The 607-nt window shown below is 48.8% G+C and carries 1 protein-coding gene; it reads right to left on the bottom strand.

Annotated features, from left to right (window positions below; all coding sequences use genetic code 11):
* On the bottom strand, positions 1 to 607 hold a 607-nt coding region (locus tag CES79_RS12085; protein ID WP_191983087.1), incomplete at both ends, for a MucBP domain-containing protein.

Here is a 607-nt window from a genome sequence, read left to right on the forward strand (position 1 = left end):
TTATCGACCGTGATCGTGCCATCTGGATTAACTGTGGCTGGTACCGTCGTTTTATCTGGTGTGTAACCTTTAAGTAATGGCACATCAACAGTGACATGTTCGCCTGTCTTACCAGTTACATCGGGTACTGTTTGATTACCTTGGTTGCTTGGAATCGTCACATTTGCCTTGGCATCATTTGGTGTGTAGGTTACTTTACCTGTGGTCGTTGGGTTATCAACGGTGATCGTGCCGTCGGCATTTACTGTCGCCGGTACCGTTGGCTTATCCGCTGTGTAGCCCGGCTTCACTGGTACTGTGACATCAACATGTTCGCCCGTCTTACCAGTTACATCAGGTACCGTTTGATTACCTTGGTTGCTTGGAATCGTCACATTTGCCTTGGCATCGTTTGGTGTGTAGGTTACTTTACCTGTGGTCGTTGGGTTATCAACGGTGATCGTGCCGTCGGCATTCACTGTCGCCGGTACGGTCGTTTTATCCGGTGTGTAACCTTCAAGCGGCGGCACATCAACAGTGACATGTTCACCCGTCTTACCGGTTACGTTAGGTACTGTTTGATCACCTTGGTTGCTTGGAATCGTCACATTTGCCTTAGCATCGTTTG

The sequence above is a fragment of the Secundilactobacillus silagei JCM 19001 genome, from assembly GCF_002217945.1.
In the GTDB taxonomy this organism is placed as follows: Bacteria; Bacillota; Bacilli; order Lactobacillales; family Lactobacillaceae; genus Secundilactobacillus; species Secundilactobacillus silagei.